The sequence below is a fragment of the Pseudoalteromonas sp. J2K-J599 genome (assembly GCF_059295115.2).
This window is the reverse complement of sequence record NZ_CM200272.1, coordinates 691,484-710,285: the sequence shown is the minus strand read 5'-3', so window position 1 is coordinate 710,285 and position 18,802 is coordinate 691,484. Positions and strand designations below refer to the sequence as shown.

General features: G+C 39.9%; 19 protein-coding genes. 13 read left to right on the top strand and 6 right to left on the bottom strand.

What is annotated here, in order from left to right; translation table 11 throughout:
* Window positions 1–52: 52 nt before the first annotated feature.
* The 3 genes from AC5NT5_RS19965 to yoaA form a co-directional block, all read right to left on the bottom strand.
* On the bottom strand, window positions 53–382 hold the full coding sequence (locus AC5NT5_RS19965) for a hypothetical protein (protein ID WP_494513549.1): 330 nt from the start codon (window positions 380–382) through the stop codon (window positions 53–55).
* Between the two features lie 83 nt (window positions 383–465).
* Complete coding sequence (gene tsaB / locus AC5NT5_RS19960) at window positions 466–1,167, bottom strand: tRNA (adenosine(37)-N6)-threonylcarbamoyltransferase complex dimerization subunit type 1 TsaB (RefSeq protein ID WP_494513548.1); 702 nt, start codon at window positions 1,165–1,167, stop codon at window positions 466–468.
* Window positions 1,168–1,176: 9 nt separating this feature from the next.
* Window positions 1,177–3,093: a DNA repair helicase YoaA gene (yoaA, locus tag AC5NT5_RS19955; RefSeq protein WP_002960248.1), complete on the bottom strand. Its 1,917-nt coding sequence runs from the start codon at window positions 3,091–3,093 to the stop codon at window positions 1,177–1,179.
* Between the two features lie 329 nt (window positions 3,094–3,422).
* Here yoaA and AC5NT5_RS19950 point away from each other — a divergent pair, with 329 nt between their 5' ends.
* Window positions 3,423–4,706: a cation:proton antiporter gene (locus AC5NT5_RS19950; protein WP_149592914.1), complete on the top strand. Its 1,284-nt coding sequence runs from the start codon at window positions 3,423–3,425 to the stop codon at window positions 4,704–4,706.
* Between the two features lie 283 nt (window positions 4,707–4,989).
* A complete protein-coding gene (locus tag AC5NT5_RS19945; RefSeq protein WP_494513828.1) occupies window positions 4,990–6,843 on the top strand; it encodes a cytochrome c/FTR1 family iron permease in 1,854 nt (617 codons plus the stop codon).
* A 115-nt stretch (window positions 6,844–6,958) separates the two neighbouring features.
* On the opposite strand, the gene AC5NT5_RS19940 is transcribed toward AC5NT5_RS19945, so the two are convergent.
* Window positions 6,959–7,195, bottom strand: coding sequence for a hypothetical protein (locus tag AC5NT5_RS19940; RefSeq protein ID WP_494513547.1), 237 nt, complete (start codon window positions 7,193–7,195; stop codon window positions 6,959–6,961).
* A 419-nt stretch (window positions 7,196–7,614) separates the two neighbouring features.
* On the opposite strand from AC5NT5_RS19940, the gene hisG reads away from it, so the two are divergent.
* From hisG to AC5NT5_RS19890, 10 genes are all read left to right on the top strand, one after another.
* The gene (hisG, locus tag AC5NT5_RS19935) at window positions 7,615–8,514 is read left to right on the top strand and encodes an ATP phosphoribosyltransferase (protein ID WP_002960257.1); all 900 of its coding nucleotides are present in this window, start codon (window positions 7,615–7,617) and stop codon (window positions 8,512–8,514) included.
* A gap of 5 nt (window positions 8,515–8,519) precedes the next feature.
* Window positions 8,520–9,821, top strand: a complete 1,302-nt coding sequence (gene hisD, locus AC5NT5_RS19930; RefSeq protein WP_024597350.1) for a histidinol dehydrogenase — start codon at window positions 8,520–8,522, stop codon at window positions 9,819–9,821.
* Entirely contained in the window at window positions 9,811–10,920 is a 1,110-nt protein-coding gene (gene hisC, locus AC5NT5_RS19925) for a histidinol-phosphate transaminase (RefSeq protein WP_200220563.1), read from the top strand. Before hisD ends, hisC begins: the two co-directional genes overlap by 11 nt.
* Window positions 10,917–11,978 (top strand): bifunctional histidinol-phosphatase/imidazoleglycerol-phosphate dehydratase HisB, encoded by a 1,062-nt coding sequence (gene hisB, locus AC5NT5_RS19920; RefSeq protein WP_008138596.1) that lies wholly within the window; start codon window positions 10,917–10,919, stop codon window positions 11,976–11,978. Before hisC ends, hisB begins: the two co-directional genes overlap by 4 nt.
* The gene (gene hisH, locus AC5NT5_RS19915) at window positions 11,975–12,565 is read left to right on the top strand and encodes an imidazole glycerol phosphate synthase subunit HisH (protein ID WP_002960265.1); all 591 of its coding nucleotides are present in this window, start codon (window positions 11,975–11,977) and stop codon (window positions 12,563–12,565) included. Before hisB ends, hisH begins: the two co-directional genes overlap by 4 nt.
* Before the next feature lie 33 nt (window positions 12,566–12,598).
* Complete coding sequence (locus tag AC5NT5_RS19910) at window positions 12,599–13,333, top strand: 1-(5-phosphoribosyl)-5-[(5-phosphoribosylamino)methylideneamino] imidazole-4-carboxamide isomerase (protein WP_002960267.1); 735 nt, start codon at window positions 12,599–12,601, stop codon at window positions 13,331–13,333.
* A complete protein-coding gene (hisF, locus tag AC5NT5_RS19905) occupies window positions 13,315–14,094 on the top strand; it encodes an imidazole glycerol phosphate synthase subunit HisF (protein ID WP_002960269.1) in 780 nt (259 codons plus the stop codon). Before AC5NT5_RS19910 ends, hisF begins: the two co-directional genes overlap by 19 nt.
* Window positions 14,085–14,699 (top strand): bifunctional phosphoribosyl-AMP cyclohydrolase/phosphoribosyl-ATP diphosphatase HisIE, encoded by a 615-nt coding sequence (hisIE, locus tag AC5NT5_RS19900; RefSeq protein ID WP_007376299.1) that lies wholly within the window; start codon window positions 14,085–14,087, stop codon window positions 14,697–14,699. Before hisF ends, hisIE begins: the two co-directional genes overlap by 10 nt.
* A gap of 108 nt (window positions 14,700–14,807) precedes the next feature.
* A complete protein-coding gene (locus AC5NT5_RS19895; RefSeq protein ID WP_494513546.1) occupies window positions 14,808–15,344 on the top strand; it encodes a hypothetical protein in 537 nt (178 codons plus the stop codon).
* 1 nt (window position 15,345) lies between these two features.
* Entirely contained in the window at window positions 15,346–15,534 is a 189-nt protein-coding gene (locus AC5NT5_RS19890; RefSeq protein ID WP_165723885.1) for a DUF1289 domain-containing protein, read from the top strand.
* Between the two features lie 40 nt (window positions 15,535–15,574).
* Here AC5NT5_RS19890 and AC5NT5_RS19885 read toward each other — a convergent pair whose 3' ends face one another.
* Complete coding sequence (locus AC5NT5_RS19885; RefSeq protein ID WP_494513545.1) at window positions 15,575–16,123, bottom strand: gluconokinase; 549 nt, start codon at window positions 16,121–16,123, stop codon at window positions 15,575–15,577.
* Between the two features lie 150 nt (window positions 16,124–16,273).
* On the opposite strand from AC5NT5_RS19885, the gene gntU reads away from it, so the two are divergent.
* Window positions 16,274–17,617: a gluconate transporter gene (gntU, locus tag AC5NT5_RS19880; protein ID WP_004586388.1), complete on the top strand. Its 1,344-nt coding sequence runs from the start codon at window positions 16,274–16,276 to the stop codon at window positions 17,615–17,617.
* A 110-nt stretch (window positions 17,618–17,727) separates the two neighbouring features.
* Here gntU and gntR read toward each other — a convergent pair whose 3' ends face one another.
* Window positions 17,728–18,738 carry a gluconate operon transcriptional repressor GntR gene (gntR, locus tag AC5NT5_RS19875; protein WP_494513544.1) on the bottom strand — a complete coding sequence of 337 codons (1,011 nt, stop codon included), beginning with the start codon at window positions 18,736–18,738 and terminating at the stop codon, window positions 17,728–17,730.
* Window positions 18,739–18,802: the final 64 nt, after the last annotated feature.

The following is an 18,802-nucleotide window of genomic DNA, read 5'->3' as shown; positions in this document are numbered from 1 at the left end:
GGCTTTTTATTGAGTTTTATCGCTGTATTTATATAGAGCGCTTAAATAAGCGTTAAGCGTATATATCAACACCTATTAAATTTTGTACTTCTGCTCTGCGTTCTAAATTAGCAAATTCAGTATAAGTAGAAATCGCTTTGCTTACTTGAGCTGTTGGTTGGTCGTAAATTGTTTGGCTGTATTCATTGCTTTTAGCACTGCTTTTAAAAAGCTGATTAGCAAGTTCAACACCCTCAACACTGCTTTTTACGTAATCGGTATTTGTTTTGTTAGCAGCCGGCTGCTCTAATAAACTCTGTGGCTTATTAGTAACAACTTTAGTAGAGCTAACCCTACCCGGAATATCTCCGGTAAAAAAACCTGAACCAATAGGCAGCGTCATTACGCGTCTCCAACCTTAATAATGCATAAAATTATGATTTAAAAACAACCAATTTGCAAATAATACTTGAATTCAAGATATGATTACTCACGTCCCGGTAACTTTTTCCACGTTACTGTATCGCGCACATATTTAGGTTGAGCGTCGCTCGCTTTTACAACGTCACCCGCTAAAAATGCGGCTTCAACATGCGCTAACATATAACGTGCATCAGGCAATGTAATATCAGTATTAATTGTCACGTTTGCAAAGTCATTAAGCGCATCAGGATAGGTTTTGAAGCCCGTACCCACCGCTACAGATGGCTCCGTGGCTGCTATATACTCATTATTTAGTAAATCAGGTTTTATAACGCATTCTTGATTAACTAAAAGCATTAAATTATTTTGCGCTTGGTAATGTGCAAAGTATATCTCACCCATACGCGCATCTATACTTGGATAAACGCTCAGGCTGCCGTTTTGCTCAAACGCTTGTTGAGCCATAGTAGCCAGAGTAGAAACGCCTACAAGCGGCAAATTAGTTGAATACGCTAAGCCTTGTGCTATTGCTACACTAATACGTACACCGGTGAAACTACCTGGCCCTTGGCCAAAACCGATTACGTCTAAATCTTTTAATTTACAGCTTGCTTTAGTTAAGAGCTCATCTACAAGTGGAAGTATTTTTTGGCTATGCTGCTGCGGACACTCTTCAAAATGATGAAACGTTTGGCCCTGGTAATGTAAAACAATTGAAAGTGCTTCAGTTGAAGCATCAAGGGCAAGAATATTACTTTTGATCATTTTAGTACTCTAATTAATTTGTTTTAAAAATGTATTGGCATCTTCTAAGCTTCGCGTGCGGCGCATCGGCGGTAAGCTTTTCAAAAATACTTGGCCATATTGGCGTGTAACTAAGCGATTATCGCATATTACAAGTACGCCTTTGTCTTTACTATCTCGAATTAAACGCCCTACACCTTGTTTTAGCGCAATAACAGCCTGCGGTAATTGTATGTGTGAAAAAGGGTCTTTTCCTTGCATTTGGCAATCTTGCATTTTAGCTTGTAGCAATGGATCGTCAGGGGCTGCAAATGGCAATTTGTCTATAATAACACAGCTTAATGTACTGCCGCGTACATCAACACCTTCCCAAAAAGAAGCCGTGCCGAGTAATACCGCATTACCATGGCGAGTAAACTTCTCTAAAATAATACGCTTAGACATTTGTCCCTGCATATAAACTGGGTAGTCTATTTGTGTAGTTAACCCTTCGGCCACTAAGTGCATCATTCGATAGCTAGTAAACAGCACAAAACAACGCCCTTGTGCTGATTTTATAAGCTCAAGCGTTAGTTTTACAATCGCATGCGGCATATTATCAGCATGCGATTCAGGTAAGTAGCGGGGTAAACACAGCAGCGCCTGATTAGGGTAATCAAATGGGCTATCTACCATCATGCTTTGTTTTGGTTTTAAACCTAGGCTTGCATTAAAATGCTCTAGTTTATTATCAACCGAAAGTGTGGCAGAAGTGAATACAAATCCTGCGCCCGTGTCTTGCATCATTTGAGCAAACTTAGCTGATACATTTAATGGCGTTATATTAATTGTTAAATAACGGCGCGTTGTTTCATACCAATAACTAAAGCCAGTTTGGGCTGTGTCAAAAACCCGCTCTAACTGACCTTTAAATGCCAAGGCACGCTCAAACGGATGCTCTATTTTGTCGCTTCTATCTAAGCAAAGTTTAAGTACTTGGTAAACAAAATCTAAATCACTGATGACACGATGAAGCGCCGCGCATATTTGTTTATCGCTTAGTTTTTCTCGCCAATCGCCACGACTGCCATCAACGCCAAATTGTAATCGTAAGTCAGCTACGCTTGTCTCAAGCTTGTTTAAGCTTTTACCCAGTTGCAGCATATCGGGAATTTCAGCTCTATAAATAGCACGTAAATCGTTAATTAAATCCACAAGCTTTTTAGTGCTTACACTTTCACCAAAATAATCACTGGCAATTTCGCTTAACTGATGGGCTTCATCAAATATATACGCATCAGCTTTTGGCATAAGTTCAGCAAAGCCACTTTCTTTTACAGCCATATCAGCAAAAAACAAATGGTGATTAATCACAACCACATCGGCATCGGCCGCAGTTAACCGTGCTTTGCGAATATAACAGCTTTGAAAATCTGGACATTCTTTGCCTAAGCAGTTATCAGCTGTTGAATTTACATAAGGCAATACTTTGGCATCATCTTCTATACCAATACAATCGGCTAAATCGCCCGATTGCGTTTCGCTTGCAAACTTAGCTACCATGGCTAGTTGATGCATCACGTCAGAGTCGTCAGTAGGTACATGCGCAACATGTTGATTAAGTCGGTAGGTGCATAGGTAATTGGCGCGCCCTTTTAATAAGGCGGTTTTTTTTGAAGCACTTAAAGCTTTAACTAGTTGCGGTAAATCGCGGTGATAAAGCTGCTCTTGTAGAGCTTTAGAGCCTGTTGATATTATCGTGCGCCCTTTTGACTTAAGTGCAGGGGCTAAGTATGCAAATGTTTTACCAGTACCCGTGCCTGCTTCAACAACTAATTGTGAGCTGTTTTTTAATGCATCCGCAACAGCTACTGCCATATCAATTTGTGGTTGGCGAGGCGTATACCCATCTAAAGATAACGCCAAAGGCCCGGTTGCACTAAACAGCTGTTTGATAATACCAATCACTTTAAAATAAATAATAGCGGGATTTTACGTAAGCAAAGCATTAAGGGCAAGTAATTACAAAACCCACTTTTACTTTACGAATTAGTACGCACTTTAATAGTGTAATTAATCATTCGATTTTACAATATACTGTGTATTTATAACGTACATTTAATTTAATAATGACAATATTTACAAAGCCTAATTTCCTATTAACTCCTACTAAAAATAATCCCTATTAAAAGCTATATTTAGACATAAAAACTGTGACTCTGAAATATTACAGGAGTACCATACGCGGGTTTATAATCCTCTTTTTCGTGTGTCGTTTAAAATAGTAAGGTTAGCCAATGAATGCTTGGTATCTCATTTGTTTTCTCTCTGCCATTGCAATTTTTATTGCTTTTGCAAACCAATATATCCTCAAAATGCAAACTACAATTGCCATTACTACAGGCTCAGTTGTTATTTCTTTATTATTGATTATTGCCGTTAAATTATTAGGCGATCAAAATGCATTAGCCATGACCCAAATTGTTTCCAGTATTAACTTTAACGAGTTATTACTCAAAGGCATGTTGGGTTTTTTACTTTATGCTGGCGCACTGGAAATTAACCTTATGGCGCTTCGTAAACAACGATGGGAAATAACCGCACTAGTGCTATTTTCAACCATTGCTTCTACTTTTATAGTCGGTTATTTAAGTTTTTATCTATTTGCCTTATTTGGCTTTGATGTACCATTTATATACTGTTTATTATTTGGCGCACTTATTAGCCCAACCGACCCTATTGCTGTACTTGCTATTATTAAACAAATGCGTGCGCCAGAGGGTATATCGGTGCAAGTAGAAGGTGAGTCGCTATTTAACGACGGTATTGGTTTGGTAATATTTACGACCATTTTTTCGGTTGCTTTTTATGGTACCGATGCACAATTTGGCGATATAGCAGAACTCTTTTTTGTAGACGCCCTCGGCGGTATTGCATTTGGTTTAGTTATCGCTTTGGTTGGCCACTTTTTAATTATTAATAGCCGCGATGTAAATATTCGCTTATTAATTACCTTAACTATTCCTACCGCAGGTTTTGCCGCTGCAAATATTTGGGAAATATCAGGCGCACTTGCCATGGTAACCAGTGGCATATTAATGGGTAACATTACTCGCTCTAAAGCAACTGAGCGCACGGGGCCTGAAGATACTCGTTACGTAAAAGATTTTTGGCATGCAACCGATAGCTTTTTAAATGCCCTACTGTTTTTAATAATAGGTATGCTAATAGTGACGATGCCAATCACACTTGGTGAAATTGGCTTAGGCTTACTAATGGTACCTGCAGTATTAATAGCACGCTTTATTAGTGTAGGCGCCCCTTTTGTTATTTTTAAACGCTTTAGAACTTACGACAAGCACAGCGTTAAAATTTTAACCTGGGGTGGGCTACGTGGTGGCCTTGCACTGGCAATGGCAGCAGCAATCCCACGCGAGCAAGTTTTTGTAGGCGGCTCTGACCTACATAACCTAATCGTTATTGTTACTTACGTTGTGGTTATATTTTCTATTATTGTACAAGGCTTAACTATTTCGCCGCTTATCCAAAGCAGCATTAAATCAGCTGAGCAAGCAAAGTAATAAATGCTTTGTGAGCAATCAACTCAGTAACCAAGTTATTATATAAATCACTTGGTTACTGTTACTCTCGTGTTACAAAAACACTTTAAAGTTCTATAAATTGTTATCCTTTTTATTTATCTTCTTTGTTTAAATTAATCCGCTTGAAATGCAAATGAAAACAATTATAATTTTGGCTTTTCCTCTGTAGGGCTTTTCAATGTCCAAAAATAATTCTCACGTGTTTTTTAATTTGGTATCTATGGGCAAACGACAATTTCATTGTTTTTTTGTGCTTTTTATAATGGCTATGGCAAGCTTTAATGTGTCGGCCTCACCTAATGAGCAAACAAAAATAAAACAAATTGCACAGCTTGCAGAGTATGTAGGTGTAGATTACGTGGCAGCTGTTGGAAATGGTGAAATACTTGACCCCGACGAATATCAAGAAATGACTGAATTTTCGCACGTCATTATTGAGCAAGCTGGACAGCTATCAAGTCAAACCAATGAGTTTGATACAGTAAAGGCACAAGCTAAAGCACTGCATACAGCGATTGCTAATAAAGCGAGTGTTGCTGATGTACGTGCAGCAAGCTCAGCGCTTCGTGAGTCGCTGCTTACCTTTATGCCACAACTATCATTACCTACATCGTTGCTTCCGGTTGAGCAAACTAAAGCGCTTTTTGCTGCTAACTGCTCAATGTGTCATGGCCTAAGTGGTCAAGGCGACGGTCCGCTTGCAAAAGATTTATCGCCAGAACCTACCAATTTTACCGACGAAGAACGTGCAACTAACCGCTCATTAATGGGGTTATTTGACGCTGTAAGTAACGGTATTGACGACACACCTATGGTTGCTTTTACTCAATTTAACGAACAACAACGTTGGTCTTTAGCTTTCTATGTAGGTAGCTTGGCATTTAAAGATGTTCAAAAACCACAAAATGTAGAACAAAACATTACGGCTTCGCAGATTGTAAACCTAAACCCTGCACAATTATCGGCAGGTCAAAGTGAAGCACAAGCACATTACGTTAAATGGCTTCGTGGTAACCCAGAACAATTATTTAGCGCTAACAAAAATCCGATAACAGTTACTCGCACGCAATTACTAGCAGCACAAGCCGCGCATGCTAAAGGCAATTACTCACAAGCAAGTGATTTAGCAATTAGTGCATACCTAGATGGCTTTGAGCTTGTTGAAAACAACTTAAATGCCTACGACGAAACTTTGCGTAAAAACATCGAAGTACAACTGATGAACCTGCGCCAAACATTCAAAAACGAAAAAGATACAGCCGTCGTTGATGAAAAAGTAAGTGCAGCACTCACACAACTCGCTAAAGCTGATAGCATGCTAAACGAAACCAAACTAACTGATGGTGCTCTACTTTCAGCAAGTTTAATAATATTACTGCGAGAAGGCTTAGAGGCACTCTTAGTTATTATTACCCTTATGACCGTGCTTATTAAAACGAAACGTCAAGATGCGCTTAAGTATGTACATATTGGCTGGGTAACAGCACTTATTGCAGGTGGCTTAACATGGGCTGCTGCGCAAACATTAATAGAAATAAGTGGTGCAAGTCGAGAAGTAATGGAAGGTGCTGGTGCATTGTTTGCCGCTGTAATTTTACTTTATGTTGGCGTATGGATGCACAGTAAAACAAGTGCGCAACAATGGCAAAAATATATAAAAGACAATATAGATAAGCGTCTTGAGTCGGGAACACTTTGGGGATTGGCGGGGCTTTCTTTTATTGCCGTATACCGTGAAGTATTCGAAACCGTATTGTTTTATCAGTCTTTATTAACGCAAAGCTCGCCTGCTCAATATTCATCTATTGCATCGGGTTTTGCGATAGCTGTAGCAATACTGGCTATTATTACGTGGGTATTAATTAAGTACTCAATTAAATTACCGGTTGCTAAGTTTTTTGCAATTACCACTTACCTATTATTCGCACTCTCGTTTGTGCTTATGGGCAAAGCCGTTATTGCATTACAAGAGGCCGATATAATAGGTATTGCGTCGCTACCAATGAGCTTTGATATAGCATGGCTTGGTATTAAGTCAACATGGCAAGGTATTATAGCTCAGGTATGTGTGTTCGCTATATTTAGCTTTTATATATTTAAAAGCAAAAACCAATAGTAATGCCTATCTGCTTAAGAGTTTAAGCTAATTGGCATAAGCAAAATACATAGTAAAAAGGCCCGCAAGGGCCTTTTTGAGTTAATTGCTTATGTATTTAGTAAAGTTGGTATTATCAAGCCCATGTATCTAAATGGGGGTTTTCGTCATCGTCTACGTTAGCGTTTTTTTTATTATTTTGCTCATCAAGCATATTGAGTTTTGTCTTTTTTTGTAGCTCACGCCTTTTTTTATTCTCTAGCTCAACTTTTTCAGCGGCCGATCCACTTTGCACACCCGCAATATGAAAAGCACTTTTTGACTCAACTTCTAGTCTGGTTATTCTTCCTAAATAAGGAATCATGATATCCATACACACTTCCTTAGTTTACTGTTAAATTATCTAAACGCTTGGTTTGGCTAATAAACAAACAAATATATGCAAAAATTGCACTTTCCTTCTTAATATTATCGACAGTTATAAGATATGCTTTAATTAAGCTAAAAAAAACTTGCCATAATATGGCTGTTTATGTTTTTATGAATGCGAAATTTATTTAAACAGATAACAACTGAACGTTACTATAACAACGAGCAGTTAAATAGGATAAAAAATGCGCTTAAACCTGACAACAGTACATCATCACCACCATTCACCGGAATAACCTGTCAGGTCTTTCGCTGAGAGGTTATTCCTAAAAGGAACCTCTGGCGATTCAAAAAACATTGATTCATTTTCGCCCTGAGGTTCCCCTCGGGGTTTTTAGTTTTTAAATTAAAGGAAAATGAATAATGAGTAACACAAATCGTCTACGTATCGCCATCCAAAAAGGCGGCCGCCTATCTAAAGATTGTCAAGATCTGTTAAAACAGTTAGGTGTTAAACTTAACCTTCGTGAACAACGCTTAATTGCACACTCAACTAATATGCCAATTGACGTACTACGTGTGCGCGATGACGATATTCCTGGTTTAGTAATGGACGGTGTATGTGATTTAGGTATTGTTGGCGAAAACGTACTAGTAGAAGTTCAAGCAGAACGTGAACGCCAAGGTGTTCCAAGCGAAGTAAACAAACTTTCAAAACTAGATTTTGGTTACTGTCGTCTTGCACTTGCATGGCCACAAGAGCTAGGCGCTCGCGATAAGAGCTGGTTTGAAGGCAAACGTATTGCAACTACCTACCCAGAAATTTTAACTCAGTGGTTAAAGCGCGAAGGCATCAACGCAAGTACAGTAATGCTTACAGGCTCTGTTGAAGTAGCACCACGTGCAGGTTTATCTGATGCAATTTGTGATTTAGTATCTACTGGCGCAACACTTGAAGCTAACGGCTTAATTCAAGGTGATACAATTTTAGAATCAAACGCATGTTTAATTCAAAATAAAGATCTGCAAGACGCTGACAAACTAGCACTAATCAATAAGCTTATGCCGCGCCTACGTGGTGTTAGACAAGCTAAAGAAAGCAAATACATCATGCTACACGCACCAAAAAACAAACTTGATGAAATTTGTGAAATTTTACCTGGTTCTGGTCAACCGACTCTACTTGCCCTTGCGGGTAATGAAGAATACGTAGCACTGCACATGGTAAGCAGCGAAACATTATTTTGGGAAACAATGGAGCAGTTAAAAGCCCTAGGCGCTAACTCTATTTTAGTTATGCCAATTGAAAAAATGATGGAGTAAGTACCATGCTTCGTTGGAATGAGGAATCTTCACAAGTACAAGCAGCGGCGCTAATGCGCCCTGCAGTTTCTGTAAGCGCAAAGGTTGAAGCAATATGCAAAACTATTTTAGCTAATGTAAAAGAGCAAGGCGATGAGGCCTTACTTAGCATGGCCAAAGAGTTTGATAATAGAGCTAACCCACGTTTGCGCGTACCGCTAGATGAAATTAACGCATCTGAGCAAGCATTAAGTGCTGAGCTTAAATACGCAATTGACACCGCTTATGCAAATGTTAAACGTTTTCACGAAGCGCAGTTGCCAAAAGATATTAAATTATCAACCCAACCAGGCGTTGTATGTGAACTGAAATATCAAGCCATCGAAGCAGTCGGTATTTATGTACCCGGTGGCAGTGCTCCACTGCCATCGTCGGTTATTATGCAAGGTGTATTAGCACAGTTAAGCGGCGCTAAAACCGTTGTACTTGCTACGCCGGTACAAGGTGATAAAGCAATTAACCCTGCTATTTTATATGCAGCTAAGTTATGTGGCATTACTACTTTGATAGAAAGTGGTGGCGCAGGCGCAATTGCAGCAATGGCTTATGGCACCGAATCGGTTCCTAAAGTAAACAAAATTTTTGGCCCAGGTAATAGCTTCGTAACAATGGCTAAACAGCTCGTTGCGCAAACTATTCCAGGTATGGCAATTGATATGCCAGCAGGTCCTTCTGAAGTATTAGTTATTGCAGATGAACGTGCAAACCCAGAATTTATAGCCGCCGATTTACTCTCACAAGCAGAGCACGGCGCAGACTCGCAAGTTATTTTACTATGTAACAGCGAAAGTATTATAGAACAAACTCAGCAGGCACTTACACGCCAATTAGCTAATTTGAGCCGCAAAGAAACAGCCGAGCAAGCGCTCGCTAATTCTTCACTTATTTTGGTTGATTCAGTTGAGCAAGCATTTGACGTATCGGCGCAATACGGCCCAGAGCACTTAATTTTACAACTAGGCGATGCAACACCTTATCTAGATAAAGTTAAAAATGCAGGCTCAGTATTTGTAGGTGACTACACACCAGAATCTGCAGGCGATTACGCATCGGGTACTAACCACGTGTTACCAACGTATGGTTACAGTGCAACATACTCGAGCTTAAACTTACTTGATTTTTTTCGTACATACACAGTGCAAACAATTACCAAAAGTGGTTTAACGCAGCTTTCAAAAGCTATTTTACCACTTGCAGATGCAGAAGGCCTTGATGCCCATGCTAATGCGGTTTCAATTCGTTTAGAGGCAATTAAAAATGAGCAATGAGAGCGCACAAGCGTCTAGCTTATTACCTAAGAATATTGCAGCCCTTGCTGCATACAGCTCTGCAAAAAGTGAAAAGCTAACCGGTACTACGTGGCTAAATGCTAACGAAAGCCCGTATGCTAAAAATCTTGAACTGAGTATTGAGGATTTAAATCGCTACCCTGATCCACAACCGCAACTGGTTATTGACCGTTACGCCGCTTATACAGAGCTTGAAAGCGAAAATGTATTAATGACGCGCGGCGCAGATGAAGGCATTGAGCTTTTAGTGCGCACATACTGTGAGCCAGCTAAAGATAGTATTGCGCTATTTTTACCAACCTACGGTATGTACAAAGTTACCGCCGATACACACAACGTTGGTATTAACGCGCTTACCCAAGAATTATTATTAAGTGGCAGTGCTGACGAAATAGTTGCAGCTGTTGGCAGCTCAAAACTGGTATTTATTTGTAACCCAAATAATCCAACGGGCAGCCTAACACCACTTGATAAAGTAAAAGCGATTGCAACAGCACTTATGGGTAAAGCACTGGTTATTGTTGACGAAGCCTATATAGAGTTTTGCCCAGAGCAAAGCGCCACAAAACTTATTAATGAGTTTAGTAATGTAGTGGTTCTGCGCACGCTTTCTAAAGCCTTTGCGTTAGCGGGGCTCAGAACGGGCTTTACGCTTGCACAAGTGAGCGTACTAGCGCCAATTCGTAAAGTCATTGCGCCATATCCGGTATCAGGTGTTGTAGCAAGTATTGCAGCGCAAGCAATTGCACCCGATGCAATTACATCAATGCGCCGCCAAGTTACTATTTTAAATAGCTTAAAAGCTAAGTTGGTAGATTGGCTAAACGCCTCCCCTGCTGCATTAAAAATTCTCACTGGTGAAGGTAACTTTGTTACTTTAAAATTAGCCGATAAAAACTACTTTAAAATTGCACTTGAGCAAGGTTTGGTTATGCGCGCTTTTACACTATACGGTGAAGACGACTGGCTACGAATTTCAATTGGCAGTGAACAAGAACTTGAACAAGTAAAAATTTGGTTAGATGGCTTACAAACGCCGGCTACCGCAGCATCTTTAGCAGGAAACGAAGTATCATGAGTAACCCCTATTTATTTATAGACCGCGACGGCACTATTATTGAAGAGCCAATTACCGACAAACAGGTGGATAGCCTTGAAAAGCTAGCATTTTTACCTGGTGTTATTCCTGCGTTATTACAATTACAAGCCGCAGGTTACCGTTTAGTAATGGTGTCTAACCAAGATGGTTTAGGCACAGATAGCTTTCCTACTGCTGATTTTGATATAGCACAAGACAAAATGATGGACATAATGCAAAGCCAAGGCATTAGCTTTGACGAAGTATTAATTTGCCCACACTTTGATGAGCAAAACTGTGATTGCCGTAAACCTAAAACGGGCTTACTTACCGAGCTTATGCGCTCAGGCAAAGTAGACTTAGCGCGCTCTTTTGTTATTGGCGATCGCCAGACCGATATTGGCCTTGCTCAAAACTTATGTTGTGAAGGTATTTTATACGACGGCGATTGGAGTGCGATAGTGACAAAGTTGACTACCGCAAACCGCGAAGGTCGTGTTACACGCAACACTAAAGAAACCCAAATTGATGTAGCCATAAACTTAGATCAAACTAAAAATGGCAGTATAGACACCGGCCTTGGCTTTTTTGATCACATGCTTGATCAAATTCGCACCCACGCAAACATTGGCTTAAACATTAAAGCCAAAGGCGATTTACACATAGATGAGCACCACCTTGTTGAAGACATTGGTATTGCTCTTGGTGTCGCACTTAAACAAGCGCTTGGCACTAAATCGCAAATTGCACGCTATGGTTTTGCGCTTCCTATGGACGAGTGTAAAGCTGAAGCACAAATTGATTTATCGGGTCGTGCATCATTTGTATTAAACGCTAACTTTAGCCGCGAAAAAGCAGGCGATTTAGACGTACAAATGGTTGAGCACTTTTTCAAAAGCTTAAGTGATAACGCCGCCATTAGCCTTATTTTATCGGTAAGCGACGGTAACTGTCATCATCAAGTAGAAGGCTTATTTAAAGCGTTTTCACGTGCTCTTCGTATGGCAGTAGCACAAGACACGACCCAACAAACAGCCAGCTCTAAGGGATGTTTATGATTGCCATAATTAATACCGGTTGTGCCAATATAAATTCTGTACGTTTTGCGTTTGAACGCTTAGGGCAAACACCAACAGTAATTACTTCACCAGAGCAATTAGCGGGTTTTGAGCGCGCTATATTGCCAGGTGTAGGTCACGCGTCGGTTGCTATGAAACGCCTAGTAGATAACGGCTGGCAACAAGCTATAAATGAATACCAGCGCCCGCTTATGGGTATTTGTTTAGGTATGCAGTTACTGTGCGAAAGCACCGAAGAAGGTAACGTACAGTGCCTAGGTAAAATACCAGGGCAAGTAAAAGCGCTTGATGTAGGCAATTTAACGTCGCCGCATATGGGTTGGAATAACTTAAGCGTTAACAAAGAGCATGCATTAACTAAAGGGCTAACGCTTGATGAGCAAGTGTATTTTGTTCACAGCTTTGCGCACACCGTAAACGACGCCACACTAGTGAGCGGCGAATATGGTCAAACCTTTTCAGCCATTGTTGCTAAAGACAATTATGCAGGCATGCAATTTCACCCAGAGCGCAGCGCAAAAGTTGGCGCACGTTTATTACAAAATTTTGTTGATTGGCAGTTATAAGCTGCCCATTAACTAACAAAAAAGAGATTATTTGTGATTATTCCAGCATTAGACGTATTACAAAATCAAATTGTGCGCTTGTACCAAGGTAAATACGACACAGCACAGTTTTACCCTTTCGAACTTGGTGCGCGTTTAAAAGAATACGCCGACAGTGGCGCAGGTAAACTACACCTTGTGGATTTAGAAGGTGCACGCGATCCAAGTAAAAAGCAGTGGAAACATATCCAAGCTGCAACCAAAGCACTTAATGTACCGTATCAAGTGGGCGGCGGTATTCGCTCAGAGCAAGATGTAAGTGATTGGCTTAAAGCCGGTGCAAACCAAGTTGTTATTGGTTCAATGGCAGTAGAAAAACGCGAACAAGTAAAAGCCTGGATTGAGCAATTTGGTGCAGAGCATTTTGTAATTGCTCTTGATGTAAATAAAACAGCCACGGGCTGGGCACCAGCAACGCACGGTTGGTTAAGTGAATCTGAATTTGGTTTACTTGAGCTGGTAGATTTTTATGTGAGCTTAGGTGTTATTGATTTTTTATGCACGGACATCAGTAAAGATGGCACCATGACGGGCCCATCATTTGAGCTTTACGAAGACCTAACTCGCCACAACAGCACAATTAAAGTGCAAGCCTCAGGTGGCGTAAGCTCACTAGATGACATTAAAAAGCTTAAAGAGCTTGGTGTGGGCGGCGTTATTTTAGGTAAATCATTGCTTGATGGCGCATTTAGCGTTGAGGAGGCACTGGCATGTTATCAAAACGCATAATCCCGTGTTTAGACGTTAAAGACGGCCAAGTAGTTAAAGGCGTTAAGTTTAAAGGCCATGAAATAGTTGGCGATATTTTAACAATGGCTAAAGCCTACAGCGAAGCCGGTGCCGATGAACTAGTTTTTTACGAAATCAGCGCAAGCGTTGAAAAACGCCTACTCGATGTGAATTGGGTAGAGAGCATTGCACGTAATATCGATATTCCATTTTGTGTAGCGGGCGGTATTAAATCAGTGGCTGATGCAGCGCGTGTACTTGAGCGCGGTGCTGATAAAATAAGCATTAACAGCCCTGCTATTGCGCGTCCTGAACTTATTAAAGAATTACACGATGAGTTTGGTAAGCAATGTGTTGTAGTCGGCATTGATAGCTTTTTTGATGAAATTACCGGCGAGTATTTAGTGTATCAATTAACCGGCGATCCTAACGCATCAAGCCGTACGCGCTATAAAACACAAGAATGGGTTAAACGCGTACAAGACCTAGGCGCAGGCGAAATTGTATTAAACTGTATGAACCAAGATGGCGTTCGTAACGGTTACGACAACGAGCAACTAAGTAAAATTCGCGAGCTGTGTGACATTCCTTTAATCGCCTCTGGCGGTGCGGGTAGTATGCAAGATTTTGTTGATGTATTTAAACAAAGCAAAGTAGATGGTGCATTAGCCGCCAGCGTTTTTCATAAAAATGTGATTAACATTGGCGAACTAAAACAATTTTTAACAGATAACCAAGTGGCAGCAAGATTATGCAAGTAACACAACAAAACCAAGCTCAGGTCGATTTCGCTAAAAGTGACATGATCCCTGCTATTATTCAAGATGCCCGCTCTGGTGTTATTTTAATGCAAGGCTTTATGAACAGCGAAGCACTCGCTGTCACGCTTGATACCAATAAGGTAACGTTTTACTCACGTTCAAAATCGCGTTTATGGACTAAAGGCGAGTCATCAGAGAACTACTTAAACGTAGTATCTGTACATACCGATTGTGACTACGATTCAATTTTAGTACTTGCCAACCCAGAAGGCCCAACGTGCCACTTAGGCACACAAAGCTGTTTTGGTGATGAAGCAAAACCAAGTTTAAGCTTTTTAGCACAGTTAGAAGATGTGATTGTTGCGCGTAAAAACGACGACCCTGAAAAAAGCTACACAGCGTCATTATTTGCAAAAGACTTAAGCCGTAGTTGTCAAAAAGTAGGTGAAGAAGGCGTAGAAGTTGCCCTTGCCGCTATGAAACACGATAACGATGAGCTAACAAACGAGTCTGCTGATTTAATTTATCACCTGACTGTATTACTACAACGCCAAGGCTTAGCCCTTGAAGATGTAGTTAAATGCTTGCAAGGTCGCCATAAATAGCATTAATTGTGACTAACAAAGAGGCTCATATTTATATGGGCCTTTTTATTTTTACAGTAAATCACGTGTGATATAGTGCGTGGCTAAATTAATCGGTTACTGTGAACTATGAAAAACTATATTATTCCTTCTATTGTCGCATTTATTTTAGCAGGCTGTACCAGCAAAACTAATCAGACTACAACTACAACAACCACTACTACAACGAATCAGTCTGTAAAAACCACAGTAACACCCGATGAATGCAGCACCATAAATAACCTTATAAACAGTTATGAGTCTGGTTTTAATTCAATCAAAACAGATAAAGTAAATAACCAGTTTACTAATCAATGGCGTACTAATACTCATATGATTGGAGCAAACTGTACGGTTACTTTAAATAAGTCAGAGCAAGCAAGCTACCAATGCCAAACACCTGTTAAAACACAAACGCAAACAATAAAGTCTCATCAAAAACTGGCTAAGCAATTGCGCCAATGCTTAAGCAAAACAGGTTGGTTGGAAAGCCAAAAAGAAACAGCAAGTTCAATTTACAGCACCTTTGTACTTGATACTAAAACCCCAGTCATTACACTTGCTACCAATCAAGAAGGTATTGGGTTTTCTACTCGCTTTGAAATTGCACCACCGTTAGGACTTTAATATGCGCCAATTAAATCAAAACAAAAAACAATCTAAATTTAAAACTGATTGCCTAGGAATATGCGAAAGGCGCAGCGGTTACTGCACCGGTTGTGGGCGTACTAACGAAGAAATTTTTGATTGGATAATATTATCTGAAGATGAAAAAAAAGCGATTTTAGAAACACCACGAGCAGACGCTAACTCATAACAAATAAAGCCCCTAAATGTTAAAAGTAACAGTTAACTGATTAACTAAAAACTTTTTGCTTGTTGTTGCTATTCATTTTAGTTGCGCTAATACAGCTTTCGACTACTTGCTCAAATGAGTTATTAATATCTATATTTATAACATTGGGCTCATCTTCTTTTGGAACTTCTAGCGCTTCAAATTGGCTTTTGAGTAAATCAACAGGCATAAAATGCCCTTTTCTGTCCTGCATACGGCTTTTAACCAGCTCAAAATCACCAAAAAGATGTAAAAAGGTAATGCCTATATTTCCATCACATATTTGTTTTCGGTATTTCTTTTTTAATGCTGAGCAGACTATTACCGCGACTTCATTTTTCTTTTCAATGCTAAATGCAGCATCACGTATTCTTTCTAGCCAAGGCACACGATCAGCATCATTTAAAGGCTGCCCAGATGACATTTTTAATATATTAGCCTTGGGATGTAAGTCGTCTCCGTCGATAAATTTAGCGCCAATGCGCTTTGCTAATGCATCACCCACACTTGACTTTCCTGTGCTTGAAACCCCCATTACAATATAAATACGACCTACATTTGTGTTACTCATGTATTTACCCTCGCCTTAATTTAATAATTAATTATTTTCAATGTATATATTATATTGAGTTACGGGTAACATGTTACGCGTAACAAATACGAAAGTGAAGTTAAACACACACTAAACATCATAATTCACACTGAATATAAGTAGGGAAAAATGTCAGATTTATCATTAATACTAACAGCGGTAGGCTCCATATTTTTATTGCTTTTTTTAGTAATGAAAGTACGACTACATGCTGTCGTCTCTTTGATCCTTGTTTCTATGATTGCAGGATTATTCTCAGGAATGAGCCCAGAAATAATTGCCGCTACAATTCAAAAAGGAATGGCCGGAACACTAGGCTTTGTAGCGGTGGTGGTCGCTTTAGGCGCCATGTTTGGCAAAGTAATGGAAGAAACCGGCGCGCTGGATCGCATTGCCCACACACTTTTACACCGTTTTGGAGAAAAAAACGCTAATTGGGCGCTTACCTTTACGGGCTTTATTTGTGCCCTCCCCCTCTTTTTTGATGTAGCCGTTGTACTTTTAATCGGTATTGTTTTTGCTGTGGTACGAAAAGGCGGTGGCAGCGTTGTTAAAATTGGTATTGGGCTACTTGCTGGGATAGCGTCTTGTCAGGCGTTTCTTATTCCTGCGCCAGGGCCGATTTTGGTTGCCTCTCAATTAGGCGCTGACTATGGTTATATGATTTTATTTGGCCTTATTGCTGCCATACCGGCAATGATTATAGGAGGTCCAATTTGGGGCTCTATTATTTCTAAATCTATTCATGTAGAACTCCCACAGCACGAACAAATCGACGATAACCAAAGAGTTGGTAAAGGGACGCCTAGTTTTGGATTAGCATTAGGTTTAATTGCTCTGCCGTTAATTATGATTAGTTTAAATACTATTGGTAGCCGCTTTGTTGAAAAAGACTCTGATTTATATAATTGGTTAGCCTTTATAGGTCATCCATTTACAGCAATTTTAGTTGCCTGCCTAATGGCATTTTATTTGCTCGGTGCAAGGCGCGGTGTCCCTAATGCTAGAATCATGGAAATTTGTGGTAGTGCCTTACAACCTGCAGGAATTATTATTCTTGTCACTGGTGCCGGTGGGGTATTTAAACAAGTATTAGTTGATTCAGGAGTAGGTACTGCACTAGGTAATTACTTAGCTGGCTCAGGCTTACCGATTGTAATACTCGCTTTTGTATTATCAGCCGCTGTGCGGGTTATTCAAGGCTCTGCGACAGTAGCTATGCTTACAGCGTGTGGCTTAATTATTCCAATGCTTCAGCCTTTAGGCCTTGATGGAGCGCAGCTTGCCGCTGTCACTATCGCTATTGGTGGGGGCTCTATTGTGCTCTCCCATGTAAACGACTCAGGATTTTGGTTAGCGAGTCGCTATCTCGGTTTGAGCGAAATGCAAACTCTTAAAACGTGGACAGTGATGGAAACCATTATTGGTACTGTTGGCGCACTTGTCGCTATGATTATTTCTCTGTTTTTGTAAATTTACAGTACGTAGATTTATCATCACACATATAAAAATTTACCTGAGCCTTTTGTTATTTAGGCTCAGGTAATTAGGCACAGGTAATTAAGCTCATATAATTAGAGTATTTAAACACTCTCACCTAGATGAACTATATAACCAGAATCAATTACTTGCTTATAATTCATGCTAGTATTCAAATCGGAATTAATCCGGCTCAACAACTCTCTTCCCGCAACATTACCTATCTGATAACGAGGGGTGATCACACTTGCTAATTGAGGCACCATTGATTGGCCAATATCATGACCATGAAAACCCACAATCCCCATTTGGCTAGGCACTAAAATATTGTTTCGCTGGCACTCAAAAATAGCCCCAATTGCTAAATCATCATTAGTACAAAACAAACAGTCAGTATTTGGGTAGTCAGTACGCGCTTTTTGTAAAAGTTCGGCGCCTAAACTATAAGATGAAGCTTGATCAGTCATCACACTTTTAGGCGTAAAGCCTTTAGCTAACATAGCATCTGAATAACCTTGAAATTTTAGACGTGTTCGTACATCGAGCCTTGCACCTATATAAACAATATTGCGATAGCCTTTATTTAAAAGTGCCGTCGTCATATCAAAAGCGGCTTTAACATTATCAAAACCAACCGCTTGCTGCATAGGAGAGTGATGAGTATCCATTATTTCAATCACAGGTACGCCTGACGTTTCAATCATTTTTAGCGTTCTGTCTGTGTGTGTGGTTTCTGATAAAATTAAACCATCAACGTGATACGACAATAGATACTCAACCCGTTTTTCTTCAATTTCAGGGTTGTAACCATAATGGGCTAACATTGTTTGATATCCTGCAGGCCCTGTCACATCTTCAATGCCTTTTATAACTTGAGCAAACACGTGATTCGTTAACGATGGGACTAGTACACCAATAGAGTAGCTTTTAGCATTAGAGAGTAAATCAGGGGCTTTATTTGCAATGTAACCTAGCGTATCAATAGCTGCACTAATTTTAGTGCGAGTAGACTCTGATACTTTTTCGGGATTACGTAAATAACGACTCACCGTCATTTTGGTTACACCAACCGCATCGGCAATATCTTGAAGAGAAGAACGCTTGTTTTTTTTCATCACACACAATTAAATAAAATGTTACTTGTAACATACCAACTATTGTGAAAAATCACTACTTTTA

Coding starts and splice junctions, on each gene's coding strand:
- hisIE (WP_007376299.1), top strand. CDS start 14,085: ATGCAAGTAACACAACAAAACCAAGCTCAGGTCGATTTCGCTAAAAGT.
- AC5NT5_RS19950 (WP_149592914.1), top strand. CDS start 3,423: ATGAATGCTTGGTATCTCATTTGTTTTCTCTCTGCCATTGCAATTTTT.
- AC5NT5_RS19945 (WP_494513828.1), top strand. CDS start 4,990: ATGGCTATGGCAAGCTTTAATGTGTCGGCCTCACCTAATGAGCAAACA.
- AC5NT5_RS19885 (WP_494513545.1), bottom strand. CDS start 16,123: ATGAGTAACACAAATGTAGGTCGTATTTATATTGTAATGGGGGTTTCA.
- hisH (WP_002960265.1), top strand. CDS start 11,975: ATGATTGCCATAATTAATACCGGTTGTGCCAATATAAATTCTGTACGT.
- AC5NT5_RS19940 (WP_494513547.1), bottom strand. CDS start 7,195: ATGGATATCATGATTCCTTATTTAGGAAGAATAACCAGACTAGAAGTT.
- gntR (WP_494513544.1), bottom strand. CDS start 18,738: ATGAAAAAAAACAAGCGTTCTTCTCTTCAAGATATTGCCGATGCGGTT.
- gntU (WP_004586388.1), top strand. CDS start 16,274: ATGTCAGATTTATCATTAATACTAACAGCGGTAGGCTCCATATTTTTA.
- AC5NT5_RS19895 (WP_494513546.1), top strand. CDS start 14,808: ATGAAAAACTATATTATTCCTTCTATTGTCGCATTTATTTTAGCAGGC.
- hisB (WP_008138596.1), top strand. CDS start 10,917: ATGAGTAACCCCTATTTATTTATAGACCGCGACGGCACTATTATTGAA.
- hisC (WP_200220563.1), top strand. CDS start 9,811: ATGAGCAATGAGAGCGCACAAGCGTCTAGCTTATTACCTAAGAATATT.
- AC5NT5_RS19965 (WP_494513549.1), bottom strand. CDS start 382: ATGACGCTGCCTATTGGTTCAGGTTTTTTTACCGGAGATATTCCGGGT.
- AC5NT5_RS19890 (WP_165723885.1), top strand. CDS start 15,346: ATGCGCCAATTAAATCAAAACAAAAAACAATCTAAATTTAAAACTGAT.
- hisG (WP_002960257.1), top strand. CDS start 7,615: ATGAGTAACACAAATCGTCTACGTATCGCCATCCAAAAAGGCGGCCGC.
- hisD (WP_024597350.1), top strand. CDS start 8,520: ATGCTTCGTTGGAATGAGGAATCTTCACAAGTACAAGCAGCGGCGCTA.
- hisF (WP_002960269.1), top strand. CDS start 13,315: ATGTTATCAAAACGCATAATCCCGTGTTTAGACGTTAAAGACGGCCAA.
- tsaB (WP_494513548.1), bottom strand. CDS start 1,167: ATGATCAAAAGTAATATTCTTGCCCTTGATGCTTCAACTGAAGCACTT.